The 17,119-nt window shown below is 73.5% G+C and carries 21 protein-coding genes; 9 read left to right on the top strand and 12 right to left on the bottom strand.

Translation table 11 applies throughout. From position 1 onward, the window contains the following. The first annotated feature begins 9 nt into the window (after positions 1–9). From ACWCYY_RS03370 to ACWCYY_RS03355, 4 genes are all read left to right on the top strand, one after another. On the top strand, positions 10–1,020 hold the full coding sequence (locus tag ACWCYY_RS03370; protein WP_449794935.1) for a hypothetical protein: 1,011 nt from the start codon (positions 10–12) through the stop codon (positions 1,018–1,020). Between the two features lie 9 nt (positions 1,021–1,029). Continuing rightward, entirely contained in the window at positions 1,030–1,812 is a 783-nt protein-coding gene (locus ACWCYY_RS03365; protein ID WP_449794934.1) for an aminoglycoside phosphotransferase family protein, read from the top strand. 139 nt (positions 1,813–1,951) lie between these two features. Continuing rightward, complete coding sequence (locus ACWCYY_RS03360; protein WP_449794933.1) at positions 1,952–2,677, top strand: hypothetical protein; 726 nt, start codon at positions 1,952–1,954, stop codon at positions 2,675–2,677. Positions 2,678–2,839: 162 nt separating this feature from the next. After that, positions 2,840–3,475, top strand: coding sequence for a hypothetical protein (locus ACWCYY_RS03355; RefSeq protein ID WP_449794932.1), 636 nt, complete (start codon positions 2,840–2,842; stop codon positions 3,473–3,475). 163 nt (positions 3,476–3,638) lie between these two features. Here the strand turns inward: ACWCYY_RS03355 and ACWCYY_RS03350 are convergent, their stop codons facing one another. Together ACWCYY_RS03350 and ACWCYY_RS03345 are read right to left on the bottom strand one after the other, a co-directional pair. Further along, entirely contained in the window at positions 3,639–4,148 is a 510-nt protein-coding gene (locus tag ACWCYY_RS03350) for a MarR family winged helix-turn-helix transcriptional regulator (protein WP_380150330.1), read from the bottom strand. Positions 4,149–4,162: 14 nt separating this feature from the next. Continuing rightward, positions 4,163–4,777 carry a hypothetical protein gene (locus ACWCYY_RS03345; RefSeq protein ID WP_449794931.1) on the bottom strand — a complete coding sequence of 205 codons (615 nt, stop codon included), beginning with the start codon at positions 4,775–4,777 and terminating at the stop codon, positions 4,163–4,165. Between the two features lie 116 nt (positions 4,778–4,893). Here ACWCYY_RS03345 and ACWCYY_RS03340 point away from each other — a divergent pair, with 116 nt between their 5' ends. The 4 genes from ACWCYY_RS03340 (at position 4,894) to ACWCYY_RS03325 (ending at position 7,349) form a co-directional block, all read left to right on the top strand. Next, positions 4,894–6,063: a flavin-dependent oxidoreductase gene (locus ACWCYY_RS03340; protein ID WP_449794930.1), complete on the top strand. Its 1,170-nt coding sequence runs from the start codon at positions 4,894–4,896 to the stop codon at positions 6,061–6,063. A 22-nt stretch (positions 6,064–6,085) separates the two neighbouring features. Further along, positions 6,086–6,535, top strand: coding sequence for a DUF3237 domain-containing protein (locus ACWCYY_RS03335; RefSeq protein WP_449794929.1), 450 nt, complete (start codon positions 6,086–6,088; stop codon positions 6,533–6,535). Positions 6,536–6,717: 182 nt separating this feature from the next. After that, complete coding sequence (locus ACWCYY_RS03330) at positions 6,718–6,975, top strand: hypothetical protein (protein ID WP_345283319.1); 258 nt, start codon at positions 6,718–6,720, stop codon at positions 6,973–6,975. Positions 6,976–6,980: 5 nt separating this feature from the next. Further along, the gene (locus ACWCYY_RS03325; RefSeq protein WP_449795118.1) at positions 6,981–7,349 is read left to right on the top strand and encodes a hypothetical protein; all 369 of its coding nucleotides are present in this window, start codon (positions 6,981–6,983) and stop codon (positions 7,347–7,349) included. Between the two features lie 63 nt (positions 7,350–7,412). Here the strand turns inward: ACWCYY_RS03325 and ACWCYY_RS03320 are convergent, their stop codons facing one another. Genes ACWCYY_RS03320 through ACWCYY_RS03310 form a run of 3 tightly spaced genes read right to left on the bottom strand, consistent with a single transcriptional unit; the run spans position 7,413 to position 9,087 of the window. Continuing rightward, entirely contained in the window at positions 7,413–7,910 is a 498-nt protein-coding gene (locus ACWCYY_RS03320; protein WP_380150331.1) for a hypothetical protein, read from the bottom strand. Next, the gene (locus ACWCYY_RS03315) at positions 7,907–8,410 is read right to left on the bottom strand and encodes an NUDIX hydrolase (RefSeq protein WP_449794928.1); all 504 of its coding nucleotides are present in this window, start codon (positions 8,408–8,410) and stop codon (positions 7,907–7,909) included. The genes ACWCYY_RS03320 and ACWCYY_RS03315 overlap by 4 nt, the downstream gene beginning before the upstream one ends. 11 nt (positions 8,411–8,421) lie before the next feature. Continuing rightward, positions 8,422–9,087: a TetR family transcriptional regulator gene (locus ACWCYY_RS03310; protein ID WP_449794927.1), complete on the bottom strand. Its 666-nt coding sequence runs from the start codon at positions 9,085–9,087 to the stop codon at positions 8,422–8,424. Between the two features lie 107 nt (positions 9,088–9,194). Between ACWCYY_RS03310 and ACWCYY_RS03305 the strand changes: the two genes are divergently transcribed. Then, entirely contained in the window at positions 9,195–9,887 is a 693-nt protein-coding gene (locus ACWCYY_RS03305; RefSeq protein ID WP_345283314.1) for a DUF4386 domain-containing protein, read from the top strand. Here ACWCYY_RS03305 and ACWCYY_RS03300 read toward each other — a convergent pair. From ACWCYY_RS03300 to pyrF, 7 genes are all read right to left on the bottom strand, one after another. Continuing rightward, positions 9,815–11,911, bottom strand: a complete 2,097-nt coding sequence (locus ACWCYY_RS03300) for a primosomal protein N' (protein WP_449794926.1) — start codon at positions 11,909–11,911, stop codon at positions 9,815–9,817. The genes ACWCYY_RS03305 and ACWCYY_RS03300 overlap by 73 nt on opposite strands. Positions 11,912–11,998: 87 nt before the next feature. Beyond that, a complete protein-coding gene (metK, locus tag ACWCYY_RS03295) occupies positions 11,999–13,207 on the bottom strand; it encodes a methionine adenosyltransferase (protein ID WP_449794925.1) in 1,209 nt (402 codons plus the stop codon). 149 nt (positions 13,208–13,356) lie between these two features. Next, positions 13,357–14,565, bottom strand: coding sequence for a bifunctional phosphopantothenoylcysteine decarboxylase/phosphopantothenate--cysteine ligase CoaBC (gene coaBC, locus ACWCYY_RS03290; RefSeq protein WP_345283309.1), 1,209 nt, complete (start codon positions 14,563–14,565; stop codon positions 13,357–13,359). A gap of 165 nt (positions 14,566–14,730) precedes the next feature. Beyond that, the gene (gene rpoZ / locus ACWCYY_RS03285) at positions 14,731–14,997 is read right to left on the bottom strand and encodes a DNA-directed RNA polymerase subunit omega (protein ID WP_030056185.1); all 267 of its coding nucleotides are present in this window, start codon (positions 14,995–14,997) and stop codon (positions 14,731–14,733) included. 48 nt (positions 14,998–15,045) lie between these two features. Continuing rightward, on the bottom strand, positions 15,046–15,603 hold the full coding sequence (gene gmk, locus ACWCYY_RS03280; RefSeq protein ID WP_345283307.1) for a guanylate kinase: 558 nt from the start codon (positions 15,601–15,603) through the stop codon (positions 15,046–15,048). Between the two features lie 60 nt (positions 15,604–15,663). After that, on the bottom strand, positions 15,664–15,990 hold the full coding sequence (gene mihF, locus ACWCYY_RS03275) for an integration host factor, actinobacterial type (protein ID WP_345283306.1): 327 nt from the start codon (positions 15,988–15,990) through the stop codon (positions 15,664–15,666). Between the two features lie 292 nt (positions 15,991–16,282). Continuing rightward, a complete protein-coding gene (pyrF, locus tag ACWCYY_RS03270) occupies positions 16,283–17,116 on the bottom strand; it encodes an orotidine-5'-phosphate decarboxylase (RefSeq protein WP_345283305.1) in 834 nt (277 codons plus the stop codon). Positions 17,117–17,119: the final 3 nt, after the last annotated feature.

Here is a 17,119-nt window from a genome sequence, read left to right as displayed (position 1 = left end):
GAGGCCTCCATGACGACCCTGACCTTCGGCATCTACCCCGGCGGGATGCTCGGTGACGAGCGCGGCATCATCCACCCGGCCACCCCGGACTCCCCCGAGCACATCACCGCCGCCCTGGCCGAACTACAGGGCGACGCCCGCACCCTCTCCGTCCGGGCCTACCGCTCCTTCGCCGCCACCACGACCCCCGAGACGGTCCCCACCCCGGCCGACCCGCACCGCTACCTCGGCGACGGCCGCACCCTCGACCTGGTCCTCCAATTCCGCGAACCCTCCGGCGAGTTGGACGGCTGGGCGGAGTTCGTCCGCGACGCCGTCCGCACCGGCGGCCCGCACCTGGCCTCCGTCCAGATCTGCGAGGAGCCCAACCTCGACCTCCCCACCGTCGACGGCAGCCGGCCCAACGTCCTGAACGCCCTCGTCCAAGGCGTCCTCGCCGCCCGCCAGGAGGCCGACGCCCTCGACCACCCCGTCGCCGTCGGCTTCAACGCCGTCCCGACCTTCGACCCGGCCGACACCTTCTGGCCCGACCTCGGCGCCCTCGCCGACACCGAGCCGCGCTTCCGGCCGAGCCTCGACTACGTCGGCCTGGACTTCTTCCCCGACGTCTTCCGCCCGATCCCGGCCGGCCAACTCGCCGCCGCCGTGGGCGCCGTGCTCACCGGCTTCCGCCGCACCAGCCTCCCGCAGGCGGGCATCCCCGACACCGTCCCGATCCGCGTCTGCGAGAACGGCTGGCCCACCGGCCCCGGCCGCAGCGAAGCCCAGCAGGCCGCCACCCTCGAAACCGTCATCCGCACCGTCGCCGCCTCCGCCGCCACCCTCAACGTCGACGGCTACTCCCTCTTCTCCCTGCGCGACGCCGACAGCCACGCGGGCGGCCTCTTCCACCACTTCGGCCTGCTCCACGACGACTACTCCCCCAAGCCCGCCTTCGCGACCTACCGCCGCCTCATCCACGAACTCGGCACCGCGACGGCCCGTCAGCCCTCCGTCCACGGCGGCGCCCGCACGGCGTAGGCTCCCACCGTGATCCAGGACGGCGAATCGATGCAGGGCGGCCTCTCCCTCGTCCGGCGCCAGGGCGACACCGTCCGCCGCCCCTGGCGGGACTGGACCCCCGCCGTGCACGAGCTGCTCCGCCACCTGGAGAACGCCGGCTTCACCGGCGCCCCGCGCGTCCTCGGCGGCAGCGCCGACTTCGGCGAGGAGGTGCTCTCCTTCCTCCCCGGCGAGGTCGGCCTCTCCCCCTGGCCCGAGGCCCTCCGCACCGACGAGGGCATCACCGCCCTCGGCCACTGGCTCCGCGACTACCACGAGGCCGTCCGCGACTTCCGTCCCCCGCCGGACGCCGTCTGGTGCGACCCCGGCGCCCGGTGGCGCCCCGGCCTGATCATCCGTCACGGCGACCTCACCCCCTGGAACACGGTCTGGTCCGACGGCCGTCTCACCGGCGTCATCGACTGGGACCTCGCCCTCCCCGGCACACCCCTCCAGGACCTCGCCCAACTCGCCTGGTACACCGTCCCGTTGCGCACCCTCGAACGCCAACGCCGGGCCGGCTTCGGCCCCTTCGGCGCACCCCTAGCCCGCCGCCTCCACCTCCTCTGCACCGCCTACGGCGCCACCCCGGCCACCGTCCTCGACACCCTCGCCGACCTCCAGCGCGAGGAGACCACCCGCATCACCCGCCTCGGCCCCACCGGCACCGACCCCTGGGCCACCTTCCTGCACCGCGACTTCGTCCCCGACATCGAAGCCGAACGCACCTGGGCCCTGTCCCGCCGCAGCTCCCTCCTCACCCACCCCTGACCACCGGCCGGGTCCACACCACCGGCGCCTCCTGTTCAGGAACGGCAGCATGTTCAGTGCCTTCAGGGGGCGCTCCGCATCGCCGGTGCCTCTCCACCGGGCCATTCTGGGTGGCACGGCACACGCAACGGGGGAGCAGATGTTCGGACGAGTGAAGTGCCCGGTCGGGGAGACCGAACGGTCCTGGCTGGACCGGTCGTTGGCCTGGTTGGAAGCGGAGTTCGGCACGGCGCCGGCACTGCGGGCACCGGTCCTGCCGACGGCCGAGGAGTTTCCGGGGACGTTCGGCGGGACGCCGCAGGAGATCCGGGGGCTGGTGCGGCGGTTCTGCGACCGCTTCGAGGTCGATCCGGAGCGGCTGGTCGTCGAGGTGGAGGACAGCGAAGAGGCGGACGCCGAGCGCCAGTTGGCGGCGGCCATCGGGGCCACCATCGAAAGCCGCGGCGCAGCGGGACACTTCCGCCGGGACGCCACCGGCCGCCCGGTGGTGAGCATCGACCGCGCCCAGGCCCGCCGTCCGGTCTCCCTGGTGGCCACCATCGCGCACGAGCTCGGCCACGTCGCCCTGCTCGACACCGGCCGCCTGAGTTGGGACGCCCCGGACGGGGAGGAGCTCACCGACCTGCTCACGGTGTACTTCGGCTTCGGCGTCTTCAACGCCAACTCCGTCTTCACGCGCGTCACCGACGGCGACCGGGTGACCAGGAGCCGCCTCGGCTACCTCTCCCAGGAGCAGTACGGCTACGCCCTCGCCCGCTGGACCCTCCTGCGCGGCGACCCGGCCCCGGCCTGGGCCCGCCACCTCGACACCAACCCCCGCGGCTACCTCCGGCAGAGCCTCCGCCACCTGCGCGCCACGTCCTGAGAGGGCGGCCGTCCCGGCAGGGCTGGTGGTCCCGCGCCGGATCGTGCACGCCTCACGAAGCGATGGACATCACCCGCGAACGCGACGCGAGCGCGACGCCGGCTCGGCCGCGAACGGCAATCCGCTTGCCGACCCGCCGCCCGCCCGGGCAGGGTCGCAGCCGTGGGAACAGACATTCACGGCTACCTGGAGTGCCACACCTGGGGCCCGGGCCTCGCCTACGACCAGCGGGCCTGGTTCGCCGCCATCGAGCTCTCCATGCTCGGCATGACCAGGGACTACGCGGGCTTCCCCTGCCTCTTCGGCGTCCGCGACATCGACCACCACTGGCGCCCGGTCGCCGCCGGCCGCGGCCTGCCCGCCGACGCCTCGGAGACCACCCGCACCGCCCACGCCGCCTGGGGCGAAGCCGCCTTCGGCGCCACCTGGCTCACCTGGCCCGAGGTCCTCGCCATCGACTGGGACGAGCCCGCCCTCCCCCGCGCCACCCACATCACCCGCTACCGCCGCCTCCCCGACGGCACCCTCGAACGCCGCCACCGCGACGACTGGAGCCGAGGCTTCGCCCACGTCAGCGGCATCGACACCCTCACCACCGACCCGGCGCGCATCCCCGACCTCTGGCCCGAGGGCACCGAATGGGACACCGGCCGCACCCTCTTCCGCGCCGAACGCGCCCTCCGCCGCGACGCCGTCCCCACCGACGGCCCCTGGCAACCCGTCTGGTCAACCATGCGCACCCTCGCGGACGTCCACGGCGAGGACGCCGTCCGCCTGGTCGTCTGGTTCGACGAGTGACACCAACCGTGCCCGGCGGCGCGGCACACCCCTCCCGGCCGATCCAGCCGATCGCGGTCCGGCCCGGCCCGGCGCCGAGAACGGCTCGGCCTGCCCGCCCGTCGGGTGACGGAGCCCGGAGGTCCGGTCGCCAGGCCCGAGGTCCCGGCCCATCCCCGCAGGCTCAGGCCCCCTCGGGCCGGGCGGCCAGGATCCGGCCCAACAGCCGTGTGAGCACGGCCCGTTCATCGTCGTCCAGCCCGGCGAACCACTCCTGCTCCCGCCGGGTCTGCTCGCCGAAGGCCTCCTGGACCGCCGCCTCCCCCGCCTCCGTCAGCGCCACCGTGACCGCCCGCCTGTCCTCCGGCAGCGGCCGCCGCTCCACCAGCCCGTCCCGCTCCAGCGTGTTGACGGCGTTGGTCACCGCCGACCGCGACATCGCCGACAGCTCCGCCAGCCGGGCGGGCTGCGTCGGCCCGAGCAGCCACAGCTTGAACATCAGCCGGAACCCCGGCAGCGTCCACCCCCGCGGCCGGTGGATCCGGCTCTCCAGGTCGGCCACCACCAGGTACGACAGGTGCAGCAGGTGGTGCGCCAGCGCGAACGCCTCCGGATCGGCCGGCGGCGGCATCCCCGCCAACCGCTCCCGGGCGAACTCGGCGTACCTGAGGTCCGGACGATCAGTGCTCTCCACGCCCCGAGTCTCGCTCATCCCGGCTCCGGTGATCCACCGGCCCTCATGGCCTCACTCCCCGGGCCGACGGGCGGCCACGACCACACCACGTCGGCGGCGTCCCGCTCTCTGACGGTCCGTCGGTGGCGCGACGCCTCGCGCTTCGTCCCCGTACCGATCGGGCGGTAGTGGACCCAGTCGACGGGGACGATGTGCAGGGCCAGGGTCTCCCGTGCCCGCTCCCGGTCGACCACGTGCGCGAGCACCACCCCGAACCGCTCGATGCGCCACAGGCACGGCCCGGCGGCGACGGCTCCGGCCTCGACGAGCTTGCGCCCGTACCCCTCCCCGACGTCGAGCTCCAGCTCCGCGTGGAAGTCGTCGCCGCCGTAGAAGTGCACGCAGGCGCGTTGCAGACCGTGCCTCAGCTCCGCCAGCCGCAGCGCCGCCGCCCGCTCGCCGCTCCCCGCCGACGGAACCACCGCCAGGGGGAAGATCGCGTACCTCCCCCGCTCGACCACCGGGAAGCCGAGCTCCGCCCACACCGGTGTCCGGTCCGAGTACCTCCGGCCGAGGGCTCGTTCGAGCGCCCGCAGGACCGCGAGCCCGTCGGAGACCAGGCCCTCCACCTCATCAGCGCCACCATCCACGCCTGCCACCTCCGCCACCGATCATGCAGCAGCCCTCCGACAGCCGACAGGTCTTGCGCGGACGGCTCCGACAGGAGATTGTTACGGCCATAACATTCTCCGAAGGAGCGAAGCACGTGCGCATCACCATCGCCGGCGCCGGCATCGGCGGCCTCGCCACCGCCCTCAGCCTGCACGCCGCCGGCCTCACCGACCTCACCGTCCACGAGGCCGCCCCCGAGATCCGCCCGCTCGGCGTCGGCATCAACCTCCTGCCGCACGCCGTCCGCGAGTTGACCGAACTCGGCCTCGCCGACCGCCTCGCCGCGATGGCGGTCCCGACCGCCGAACTCGCCTACTTCAACCGCTTCGGGCGGCCCGTCTGGTCCGAGCCCCGCGGCCTCGCCGCCGGCTACCGCTGGCCGCAGTACTCCGTCCACCGCGGCGAGCTCCAGATGCTCCTCCTCGACGCCGTCCGGGAACGCCTCGGCGCCGACGCCGTCCGCACCGGCAGCCGCATCGCCACCCTCGAGCACGACTCCGACCTCCTCATCGGCGCCGACGGCATCCACTCCACCGTCCGGGCCGCCCTCAACCCCGGCGAGGGCGCGCCCCCGTGGAACGGCCTGGTCCTCTGGCGCGGCACCACCGTCGCCCCGCCCTTCCTGACGGGCCGTTCGATGATCATGGCGGGCGACGGCACCCAGAAGTTCGTCGCGTACCCGATCGGCGACGGCACCCGCGTCAACTGGATCGCCGAACAGCCCCTGGCCGGCGAGGCCCCCGACCGCGGCAACTGGAACCGCCCGGCAGAACCGGCCGCCGTCGCCGCCCACTTCGCCGACTGGCGCTTCGACTGGCTGGACGTCCCCGCCCTGATCACCGGCGCCGAGGCCGTCTACGAGTACCCCATGGTCGACCGCGAGCCGCTCGCCTCCTGGAGCGCGGACGGCGTCGTCCTGCTCGGCGACGCCGCCCACGCGATGTACCCGGTGGGCTCCAACGGCGCCTCCCAGGCCATCCTGGACGCCCGCGCCCTCGCCCACTCCCTCGCCACCACCGGCTCCACCACCGCGTACGAGGAGAACCGGCGCCCCGCCACCACCGCCCTCCAGCTCGCCAACCGGCAGCAGGGCCCCGAGGTGGTCATGCGACTCGCCCACGAACGCGCACCGCTCGGCTTCGAGGACATCGAGGCCGTCGTCCCGCTCGCCGAACGCACCGCCATCGCCGAGGCCTACAAGCGCACCGCCGGCTTCGACCCGGCCGTCCTCAACTCCCGCCCCTCCTGGACCGTCCCGCAGTAGCCCTCACCCGGAGCACCTCAGCATGAACCTCGAACCCCTCGCCGACTTCACCGTCCAGGTCGCCACCCCGCTCGACCTCGGCCCCTCCCCCCAGGGCCACCGCCGCATCGTCCCGATCACCGGCGGCCGCTTCACCGGCCCCGGCCTGCGCGGCGAGATCCTCCCCGGCGGCGCGGACTGGCAGCTCCTCCACCCGGACGGCACCATCGCCATCGACACCCGCTACACCCTGCACACCGACGACGGCGCCCACCTCCACCTCACCACCACCGGCCTGCGCACCGGCCCACCCGAGATCCTCGCCGCCCTCGCCGCCGGCCACCAAGTCCCCTCCACCGCCTACTACTTCCGCCTCTTCTGCCGCTTCGAGTCCGGCGACCCCCGCTACCAGTGGCTGACCCGCACCCTCGCCGTCGCCACCGCCGCTCGCACCCCGGAGGCCGTCCGCTACACGGCCTTCGCCCTCACCTGAGCACCCGATGCACCTGCGGCGACCAACGCACGACCACCCCGGTCGCCGCTGCCCTGTGCCTCGCCACCTGACACCGCCATCAACACCGCAGCCTCTCAGCCGGGTACGGGTACGCAGCCGTACCCGCTACAATGGCCCACAGGTACGCACCGCCGTCCCGGAGTCGATCCCGAGGAGGCCCCATGGCCGACGCCAACGTCCGCATCCCCGCCGAGGCTCGCGACCGTCTTGCCGAGGTCGCCGCCGCCGAGCACCTCTCCCTACGGGCCTACCTCGCCCGCCTGGCCGAAACCGTTCTGACCCCCGCCGAGCGCGCCGAGCGCGCCGAGCAGGCCCGGCAACAGCTCCAGGCCTGGAACGGCTACGACCCCGACACCACCGACACCGATCGCCTCGACGCCGAGCTCGACCGCCGCCTGGCGCAGGCCGAGCTCCGGTGACCGGCCTGCACGTCGTCCTCGACGACACGGCCATGGTCGCCGCCGACCGCGGAAACCTCCTCGCGTCACGCCTGATCCACCGCGCGCACACCGAGCCGGGCTGGTACCTCTACGCACCTGCCTGCGCACTGGTCGAGGCGGACCGCGAACGCCCCGGCACCGCCGCTCACCTCGCGGCCCTTCCGGCCGTCACCGTCCTCGAGCTGGACCTCCCCGCCGCCATGGCCGTCGCCACGGACACGACGTGGGCGCAGGCCCACACCCGCTACGCCGCATCCCCCACGCCGGACCGTCCCGACGGCGCGGTCGTCGCCACCGTGGACCCGTCCCGCTGGAAGGGCGAGCCCGTCCGAGTCATCGACCTGACCCCCTGAACGCAACGCCTCCTCGTGCGCGGATGGGCCGGATCAGACTTCCGAGGTCGCCCGGCAGCACCCTCAGCCGGCCCGCTCCATCTTGAGCGCGCTCGACACCGGGACGGCCTGCCAGAGCGCACGGACCTCCGGGATCGTCGCGACGAACGCCGCGATCCCGTCCAGTGCCACGGATCGCTCGGGGCCGATCGGGTCGAAGTCGAACCCCATGCTGTCGTTCCAGGCCAGGGACCCGAGACCAGCCCAGGCCGGGTCCTCGCCGTAGTACAGCGTGAGCTCCACGCCCCAGAGCTCCACCTCGCCCTCCTCCCAGACCCCCACCTGCCGGGTGAAGCCCAGCGACGGCTGCCCGTCGTCCCAACTCCACCGCCCCCACTGGACGATGAAGCCGTCGCCGTCCTCCTCCACCGGCGCGACCCCACCCAGTGGCAGCTGGACGAACTCCCGGAACGCCTCCCACGCCCGCCCCACGTCCACCACCGCGTCCGGGTCGAGCCCGTGGGTCCGGAGGATTCGGGTGAAGGCCTTGACGGCGTCGGTCCAGTGCATGTTCCCGGTCACTCCGGATCGACCCCTTCGGTGAAGTCGCCCAGGTGCAAGGGCAGTTCGGGCGGCCCCGCGCGGAGCAGCTCGGCGAGCGGCACGGCCATCCGCTCGGGGTAGACGGTCTCCTCGGTGGCCGCGAGCTCGTCGAGGGTCCACCAGTGGTGGCCGTGGGTGGCCTCCGTCGAGTCGACGCGGATCCGCCCGGCCTCGGCGGCGGTGATCCTCACCAGCCGGTACTCCTCGCGCTGGTCGTAGGCCTGCCCGTCGTAGGTGAAGAACGCCCGCCGGGTCCAGGCCACCGGGCCGAACCGCCCGGCGGGCAGCGCCAGTGTGGTCTCCTCCCGCAACTCCCGCACGGCGGCGCCGAGATGACCCTCTCCCCGGTCCACCCCGCCGCCGACGGTGAACCACCACCGGTGGCCCGCCCGGCGGGGGTCGCCCCCGCGCAGCAGCAACAGCCGCTCGGCCTCGTCGACCAGCAGCACCCTCGACGCCTCGCGCCTGCGCAGCTCCACGGCCACCGACCCTACCCCCGCACCGGCGGAGCCCAGCCCGCCTCGTGCAGCCGGGCGAAGCCCTCCAGCAGCAGGTCCAGCGCGAACTCGAACTCGAACTGGTCGTCGCACCCGCCGCCGACCACCGACGCTTCGTCATGACCGCCCCCCGCCAGCTCCGCGAGCCGGGGGAAGGCCTCGACGAACGCGGCCGGCGGCGGCCCGGAGCCGCCCGAAGCCTGGAACAGCTCCTGGCTGAAGCCCAGCAGCCGGCTCCCCATCGCGTGCATCACATGGTGCGTCAGCTGCACCGACAGCCCCCCGCCCCGGAACGCGCCCGCCATCGCGTCGAGGTACGCCAGCACGGCCGCCGTCGGCACCGGCCGGGTCTCGATCACCCGCGCCGCCCAGGGGTGCCGCAGCAGCGCCGCCCGGGCCGAGAGCACCCGCGCCCGCACCACCCCCCGCCAGGGCCCCTCCCCCACCGGGTCGATCTCGGCGAGCACCGCGTCGACCATGCCGTCCAGCAGCTGCTCCTTGTTGGCGACGTGCTTGTAGAGCGCCATCGGCACCACGCCGAGCTCCTGGGCCAGCCGCCGCATGCTCAGCGCGTCGATCCCGATCGCGTCCGCCAGCTCGACCGCCGCCGCCAGCACCCGCCCCCGGTTCAACGACTCCCGCCGCCCCGCACCGGCCACCCCGCACCACCCCTCTCATCAGCGCCGCTTGACTGAGTGTACGGCGTACGCCTACCGTGACGGGCCATCAGCAGGTGTACGCCGTACACCTCGTCGAGGGGGCCGTCATGCACCAAGACCGGAAGACCGCCGTCATCACCGGCGCACTGTTCCTGCTCACCGAAGTCGCCGCCGTCGCGGGCCTGTTGCTCTACCAACCGCTGCTGGACGGCCGGGAGGGCGCCGGACAGCGCGCGCTGTCCGGCGCCCTCGCCGAGATCGTCCTGGTCACCGCCGTGGTCGGCACCGCCACCGCGCTCCACCCGGTGCTCAGCAGGCGCAGCGCGGCGGCCGCCCACGCCTACCTCGCCGGACGGCTGCTCGAAGGCGCGGTGATCGCCGTCGGCATCCTGGCCGTGCTCACCCTGGTGACGCTCCCTCAGCAGCCCGGCCCCGCCCGCGAGCTGCTCACCGCCCTCCACGCCAGGACCTTCCTGCTCGGTCCGAACGTCGCCCTCGGCCTCAACACCACCGTGCTGGCGTACGCGCTCCACCGGGCCCGGCTGCTCCCCCGCCCGATCACCGTCCTCGGCCTGCTCGGCGGCCCGCTGATCCTCGCCTCCGCCGTCGCCGTCCTGTTCGGCGCGTACCAGCAGGTCTCGGCCGCCGGCTCGCTCGCCGCCCTCCCGGTCCTCGCCTGGGAGCTCGCCCTCGCCGTCCACCTGCTCGCCCGAGGGTTCAAGGAGCCTCAGCCGATGTCGAGCGGATCGACCCGGATCTTCACCGAGTCCGGCGGCCGCAGCGCCACCCGGGCGATCTGAGCCGCCTTCAGCGCGGCCGCCAGCGCGGCCCCCTGACCGGGCGCCACCCGCAGCAGCGCCCGCTCCAGCTCGACGCCCCGCCCGCCCGAAGCCGGTACGGGCCCCAGCACGTCCGCGCCCTCCGGCAGGCGGATCAGCCCGAGCAGGTCCTCGACCGCCTGCGCGGAGCCGGTCACCGAGGCCATCCGGGAGACGGGCGGGAAGTGCAGCTGGGCCCGTTCCGCCAGCTCCAACCCCGCGTGCCCGGCCGGGTCCCAGCGCACCAGCGCCTGCACCGGCCGGGCGGTCGGCTCGGCGACCACCACCACGGCACCGCCCTCCTCCGCCGGCCGCACCAGCCCCGCCGCCGCCATCCACAGCCGCAGCGCCTCCTCGCCCGCCCGCAGGTCGGGACGGCCGAGCAGCGCCCAGCCGTCCAGCAGCAGCGCCGCCGCGTACCCGCCCTCGGCCACCGGCTCGGCCCCCGGCGTGGAGATCACCAGCGCGGGCTCCCCCGACACCACCGACAGCACCGAATCCCGCCCGGACGTGCGCACCGGCACCCGGGGGAAGGCCTTGCCCAGCTCCTCCGCGGTCCGCCCCGCCCCGACCACCTGCGCCCGCAGCCGGAACGAGCCGCACTCCACGCAGTGCCAGTCCGGCTCCTCCCGCCCGCACCAGGCACAGCTCAGCGCCGCCCCGGCCGCGCCCGCCGCCAACGGTCCCTCACACGTCCGGCAGCGCGCGGGAGTCCGGCACCGCCCGCAGGCCAGCCTGGGCACGTAGCCGCGCCGGGGCACCTGGATCAGCACCGGCCCGTGCGCCAGCGCGTCCCGGGCCGCCTCCCAGGCCGGCCTCGGCAGCCGGGCGAACTGCGCGGCCTCGTCCCGCCCCTGGTCCTGGTCGGTCACGGTCCGCACCCGCGGAGCCGTCGCACGCACCACCGCCCGCGGCGCCGCCAGCGGCCGGGCCCACCCGGTGGAGAGCAGCTGCGCCGCCTCCACCGTCATCGACAGCCCGCCGAGCAGCACCCCGGCCTTCTCCTCCGCCGCCCGCAGCAGCGCCACCTCGCGCACGTGCGGGTGCGGGGCGCGCTGGTCGCTGTGGTTGCCGTCGCCGTCGTTCCACACCACCACCAGCCCGAGGTCACGCACCGGGGCGAACATCGCGGCCCTGGTCCCGATCACCGCTCGCACCGAGCCCCGGCTGACGGACAGCCAGCGCCGGTACCGCTCGCGCGGCCCGAGGTCGGCGGCCAGCGCGACGTGCCGGCCATCGCCGAGCAGCGCCGTGAGCGCCTCGTCCACCCGGGCCACCGAGCGGCCCTCGGGCAGCACCACCAGCGCACCGCGGCCCCCGGCCAGGGTGGCGGCCACCGCGCGGGCGATCTCCCCCGGCCAGTCGGGCCCGGGCAGCGCCGTCCAGACCGCGCGCGGGGCCACCCCGTCCCGAAGGGCCGTCAGGTACTCCGGGCCCTCCTCGTACCGGGCCCAGCTCTCCGCCGAGGGGAACGGCGGTGCGGGCAGCGGCTCCGGCGAGGCCTCCGCCTCGGCCTGGGCGTGCCGCGGCGGCACCGCCAGCTGGAGCACGTCGGCCAGCGAGCCCGCGTAGCGGTCGGCGACGGTGCGGCACAGCCGTAGCAGAGCGGGCGTCAGCACCCGCTCCGGGGACAGCACCTGGGCCAGCGGGGCCAGCACGCCGGGGAAGTCGGAGTGCTCCAGCCGGGCCACCACGAAGCCGTCGTGGAGCTCACCGCCCTCGCGCCGCCCGTTGGTCCCGACCCGGGCGCCGAAGCGGACCCGGACCCGGACGCCGGGCTGGGCCTCGTCCGCCAGGTTGGCGGGCACCGCGTAGTCGAAGAACTTGTCCAGGCTGAGCAGCCCCTTGTCCACCACCACCCGGGCCACCGGCAGCTGCTCGGCCAGCTGCGCGCCGCGCCACGTCCGGGGCTTGGCCCTGCGGACCGTGTCCCGGATGAAGGCCAGCTGCTCCCCGGTGCCGGCCACAGCGCCGTTGTCTGTGCTGCCGTCGTCTGTGCTGCTCATCGTTCCCCACATCTACCAGACCGCACCGACGACACGACGAAGCGGCGGCCACCCCGCGAGGGGTGACCGCCGCTCCGAGGAGAAGCGTCAGGCGCTGACGGCCTTCTTCAGCTGCTCGACCCGGTCGGTCCGCTCCCAGGTGAAGTCAGCGTCGTCGCGGCCGAAGTGGCCGTACGCGGCGGTCTTCGCGTAGATCGGGCGCAGCAGGTCGAGGTCGCGGATGATCGCGGCCGGGCGGAGGTCGAAGACCTCGGAGACCGCGGCCTGGATCTTCAGCACCGGGACAGTCTCGGTGCCGAAGGTCTCCACGAACAGGCCGACCGGCTCGGCCTTGCCGATCGCGTACGCGACCTGGACCTCGGCGCGCGAGGCCAGGCCCGCGGCGACGATGTTCTTGGCGACCCAGCGCATCGCGTAGGCGGCCGAGCGGTCCACCTTGGACGGGTCCTTGCCGGAGAAGGCGCCGCCACCGTGACGGGCCATGCCGCCGTAGGTGTCGATGATGATCTTGCGGCCGGTGAGGCCGGCGTCGCCCATCGGGCCGCCGATCTCGAAGCGCCCGGTCGGGTTCACCAGCAGGCGGTAGCCCTCGGTCACCAGCTTGATGCCGTCCTCGGCCAGCCGCTTGAGCTCCGGCTCCACGACGAACTCGCGGATGTCCGGGGTCAGCAGCGAGTCCAGGTCGATGTCGCTGGCGTGCTGCGAGGAGACCACCACGGTGTCGAGGCGGACGGCCTTGTCACCGTCGTACTCGATGGTGACCTGGGTCTTGCCGTCGGGACGCAGGTACGGGATCTGGCCGTTCTTGCGCACCTCGGAGAGCCGCTTGGAGAGCCGGTGCGCCAGGGTGATCGGCAGCGGCATCAGCTCGGGGGTCTCGTCGCTCGCGTAGCCGAACATCAGACCCTGGTCGCCGGCGCCCTGCTTGTCGAGGTCGTCCTCGTCACCCTCGACCCGGGCCTCGTACGCGGTGTCGACGCCCTGCGCGATGTCGGGCGACTGCGCGCCGATCGAGACCGAGACGCCGCAGGAAGCGCCGTCGAAGCCCTTCTTCGAGGAGTCGTAGCCGATCTCCAGGATCTTCTCCCGGACGAGCTGCGCGATCGGCGCGTACGCCTTGGTGGTGACCTCACCGGCGATGTGCACGAGGCCGGTGGTGATCAGCGTCTCGACGGCGACCCGCGAGGTGGGGTCGGCCGCGAGGAGCGCGTCCAGGATGGTGTCGCTGATCTGGTCAGCGATCTTGTCGGGGTGCCCCTCGGTGACGGACTCCGAGGTGAACAGGCGGCGAGACACAGCGCTCCCTGGGGTTGCAGCGGCTGCTGACTGAATGCCCGGGTGTCCGGACATCCGGAAAGACTTTGATTCCGCGAGTGTAACGGTCCGCTACCAGGTGGCGGCACTCCCCCCTCAAAGATTGAGACGTATTCGACCACGCCTCCAGCTCAGCCCAAGCGGGCCCCGACCGCGTCCCAGACCGCGTCGGCCAGCGATTCCTTGGGCCCGTCGGCGATCTCGGTCTCGGTTCCGTCCGCGCTCAGCAGAACCGCCGCATTGGTGTCCTGACCGAAAGCCTTACCGCCGCCCACTTCGTTGACGACCAGGAGGTCGCAGCCCTTGCGCGCCAGCTTGGCCCGCCCGTTGGCGAGCACGTCGTCGGTCTCGGCGGCGAAGCCGACCACCACCTGGCCCGGGCGGGCCCGGTGGGCGGAGAGCTCGGCCAGGATGTCGGGGTTGCGCACCAGGGCGACCGGCGCGGGATCCTGCCCGTCCACCTTCTTGATCTTCCCGGTGGCGTACTCGGCCGGGCGGAAGTCGGCCACCGCGGCCGCCATCACCACGGCGTCGGCGTCGGCCACCGCCTTCAGCGCGGCGTCCCGCAGCTCCAGCGCGGTGGAGACGTGCACCACGTCCACCCCCGCCGGGTCCGGCAGGGTGGCGTTGGCGGAGAGCAGGGTGACCCGGGCGCCGCGGGCGGCGGCGGTGGTGGCCAGCGCGTAGCCCTGCTTGCCGGAGGAGAGGTTGCCCAGGTAGCGCACCGGGTCCAGCGGCTCGCGGGTGCCGCCGGCCGAGACCACCACGTGACGGCCGGTCAGGTCGGCCTCCAGGCCGCCGCGCTCCAGCACCCGGCGACAGGCCTCGAAGATCGCGGCCGGCTCGGGCAGCCGGCCCTTGCCGGTGTCCTTGCCGGTGAGCCGGCCGACGGCGGGCTCCAGCACGATGACGCCGCGGCGGCGCAGGGTGGCCACGTTCTCCTGGGTGGCCGGGTGCTCCCACATCTCGGTGTGCATGGCGGGGGCCAGCACCACCGGGCAGCGGGCGGTGAGCAGGGTGTTGGTGAGCAGGTCATCGGCCAGGCCATGGGCGGCCTTGGCCATCAGGTCGGCGGTGGCCGGGGCCACCACCACCAGGTCGGCCTGCTGGCCGATCCGCACGTGCGGGACCTCGTGCACCCGCTCCCAGGTCTCGGTGGCGGCCGGCCGGCCGGAGAGGGCGGCCCAGGTGGCCTCGCCGACGAAGTGCAGCGCGGCGGCGGTCGGCACCACGGTCACGGCGTGGCCGGACTCGGTGAACCGGCGCAGCAGCTCGCACGCCTTGTACGCGGCGATGCCGCCGCTCACGCCGAGGACGACACTGGGCGGGCTGGCGTTCATCGCGGTGGCTCTCTCTGCCGGTCGGGCGGGGACGAGCCCCACCCTACGACCCATCAGAAGCCCGTCGCACCATGGCCCGCGACACACCGCGCGAGCCCCCGGGAACGCCGCAGGGCCCGTCGGAGCATCAGCTCCGACGGGCCCTGCGGTGACGTACCGGGAGACTCAGGCGGCCTCGACGGCCTCGGCCGTCAGCATGCCCGCGTTGATCTCGCGCAGCGCGATCGACAGCGGCTTCTCGTGCACGTGGGTGTCGACGAGCGGGCCGACGTACTCGAGCAGGCCCTCACCGAGCTGCGAGTAGTACGCGTTGATCTGACGCGCGCGCTTGGCGGCGTAGATGACCAGGCTGTACTTCGAGTCGGTCGCCTCGAGCAGCTCGTCGATCGGCGGGTTGATGATGCCCTCGGGCGCGGTCATGGAAGAGGACACGCGAAAACCTTCCGAAAGAAGAAACAAATCCTGAGCAGAACTGTCTGCTCAGGCTACACCGAGCAACCGTAGCAGTTCGGCCGAGACCTGCTCGACGGAGTGGTTGACCAGCGTGGTGTCGAACTCCGGCTCGGCCGCGAGCTCGACCTTGGCGGCCTCCAGCCGGCGGTCGATCACGTCCTGCGGCTCGGTGCCGCGGCCGGTGAGCCGGCGGACCAGCTCCTCCCAGCTCGGCGGGCCGAGGAAGACCAGCTGGGCCTCGGGCATCGACTCCCGGACCTGCCGGGCGCCCTGGAGGTCGATCTCCAGCAGGACCGGCTTCCCGCTCGCCAGCTTCTCCAGCACGGCCGCGCGCGGGGTGCCGTAGCGGTTCCCGGCGAACACGGCCCACTCCAGCAGTTCGCCGTTGGCGACCAGCTTCTCGAACTCGTCGTTGTCGACGAAGTAGTAGTGGACCCCGTTCTTCTCGCCGGGCCGCGGGTGCCGGGTGGTGACCGACACCGAGAGCCAGAGCTCGGGGTGCTGCTTCCTCAGATGAGCGACGACCGTGCTCTTGCCGACCCCCGAAGGGCCGGAGAGCACGGTCAGCCGCGGACGTTCACTCATGCACCGATTATCCCGGATCGCGGACGATCCGGGGACCACCGGGTCGGCTTTCGGCCGAGGTCAGGAGGCGGTGGAGCCGAACTCCCGCTCCAGCGAAGCGATCTGGTTCGTTCCGAGCCCGCGGACGCGGCGGCTCTCGGAGATCCCCAGGCGCTCCATGATCTGCTTGGCGCGGACCTTGCCGACGCCGGGCATGGACTCCAGCAGTGCGGAGACCTTCATCTTGCCGATGACCTCGTCGTCGGCCTTGCCCGCCTTGATCACGTCGTGCAGCGAGGCACCGGAGTGCTTCAGCTTGTTCTTCACATCGGCGCGCTTCCGACGGGCTTCGGCAGCCTTCGCGAGCGCGGCGGTGCGCTGTTCAGGGGTAAGGGGCGGAAGAGCCACGCCGTTCACCTCAGGTGTAGATGGAAGGAAATGAGCTATGACTGGGTGGTGCCTTCGAAGCGCACCGAGCGCAGAACCTCACGGCTCTGACCTGCGAGAGCAACGGTTCCGCCGCCCCTCGGTGACCTCTCGCCGGACACTACCCAACTTGAGGCCGCACGTCAGGAAAAGAACACGAAAAGTCCTGGTCAGCCAAGGTCGACCAGGACTTTTCCGGGCAAATCAGCCGCCCTGACGACCCATCCGCCGGGCCGCTGTGACGCGCCTCACAGGGCGCCCGTCATGAACTGCGTCACTTCACCACGGCGGCGATCTCCTCGACGAAGCGCTCCGAGGCCGCCCGCAGGGCCGCCACCGAGGGCCCGTGCTTGAGCACGTCCCGGCTCACGCTGGGCAGGACGTTCCCGACCGAGTCGCCGAACACCCGCGGCAGGTCGGCCGCCGTCGCCCCCTGGGCGCCGACCCCGGGGGCCAGCAGCGCGCCGTTGATCGCCAGGTCCGCCCCGGCCTCGGCCAGGGTGGCGCCGACCACCGCGCCGAAGGAGCCGAGCGGCTCGGCGCCCGCGTTCTCCGCCTTCAGCCGGTTCAGCACGCCCTGGGCCACCGTCAGCCCGTCGGCGCCGACGGCCCGCTGGACCTCGTGGCCCTCGGGGTTGGAGGTGAGCGCCAGCGCGAACAGGCCGCAGCCGTTCGCCTTCGCCAGGTCCACGGCCGGCTGCAGCGAGCCGAAGCCCAGGTACGGCGAGACGGTCAGCGCGTCCGAGAACAGCGCCCGGTCCGGCGACAGGAAGGTCTCCGCGTAGGCGGCCATGGTGGAGCCGATGTCGCCGCGCTTGGCGTCCATCAGCACCAGCGCGCCGGCCTCGCGGGCCTCGGTGACGGTCCGCTCCAGCACCGCGATGCCCCGGGAGCCGAACCGCTCGAAGAACGCGGCCTGCGGCTTGAGCACCGCCACCTCACCGGCCAGCGCCTCGACCACCGTGCGGCTGAAGGTCTCCAGACCGGCGATGTCGTCGTTCAGGCCCCAGGCGGTGAGCAGCGAGGCGTGCGGGTCGATGCCCACGCAGAGCCGGCCCCGGGCCTCCAGGGAGGCGGCGAGGCGGGTACCGAAGGGAGCGAGCGTCATGAC

The organism is Kitasatospora sp. NPDC001664 (genome assembly GCF_053596675.1).
The sequence above is the reverse complement of the archived record's forward strand: the minus strand, read 5'-3'. Positions and strand labels throughout refer to the sequence as shown.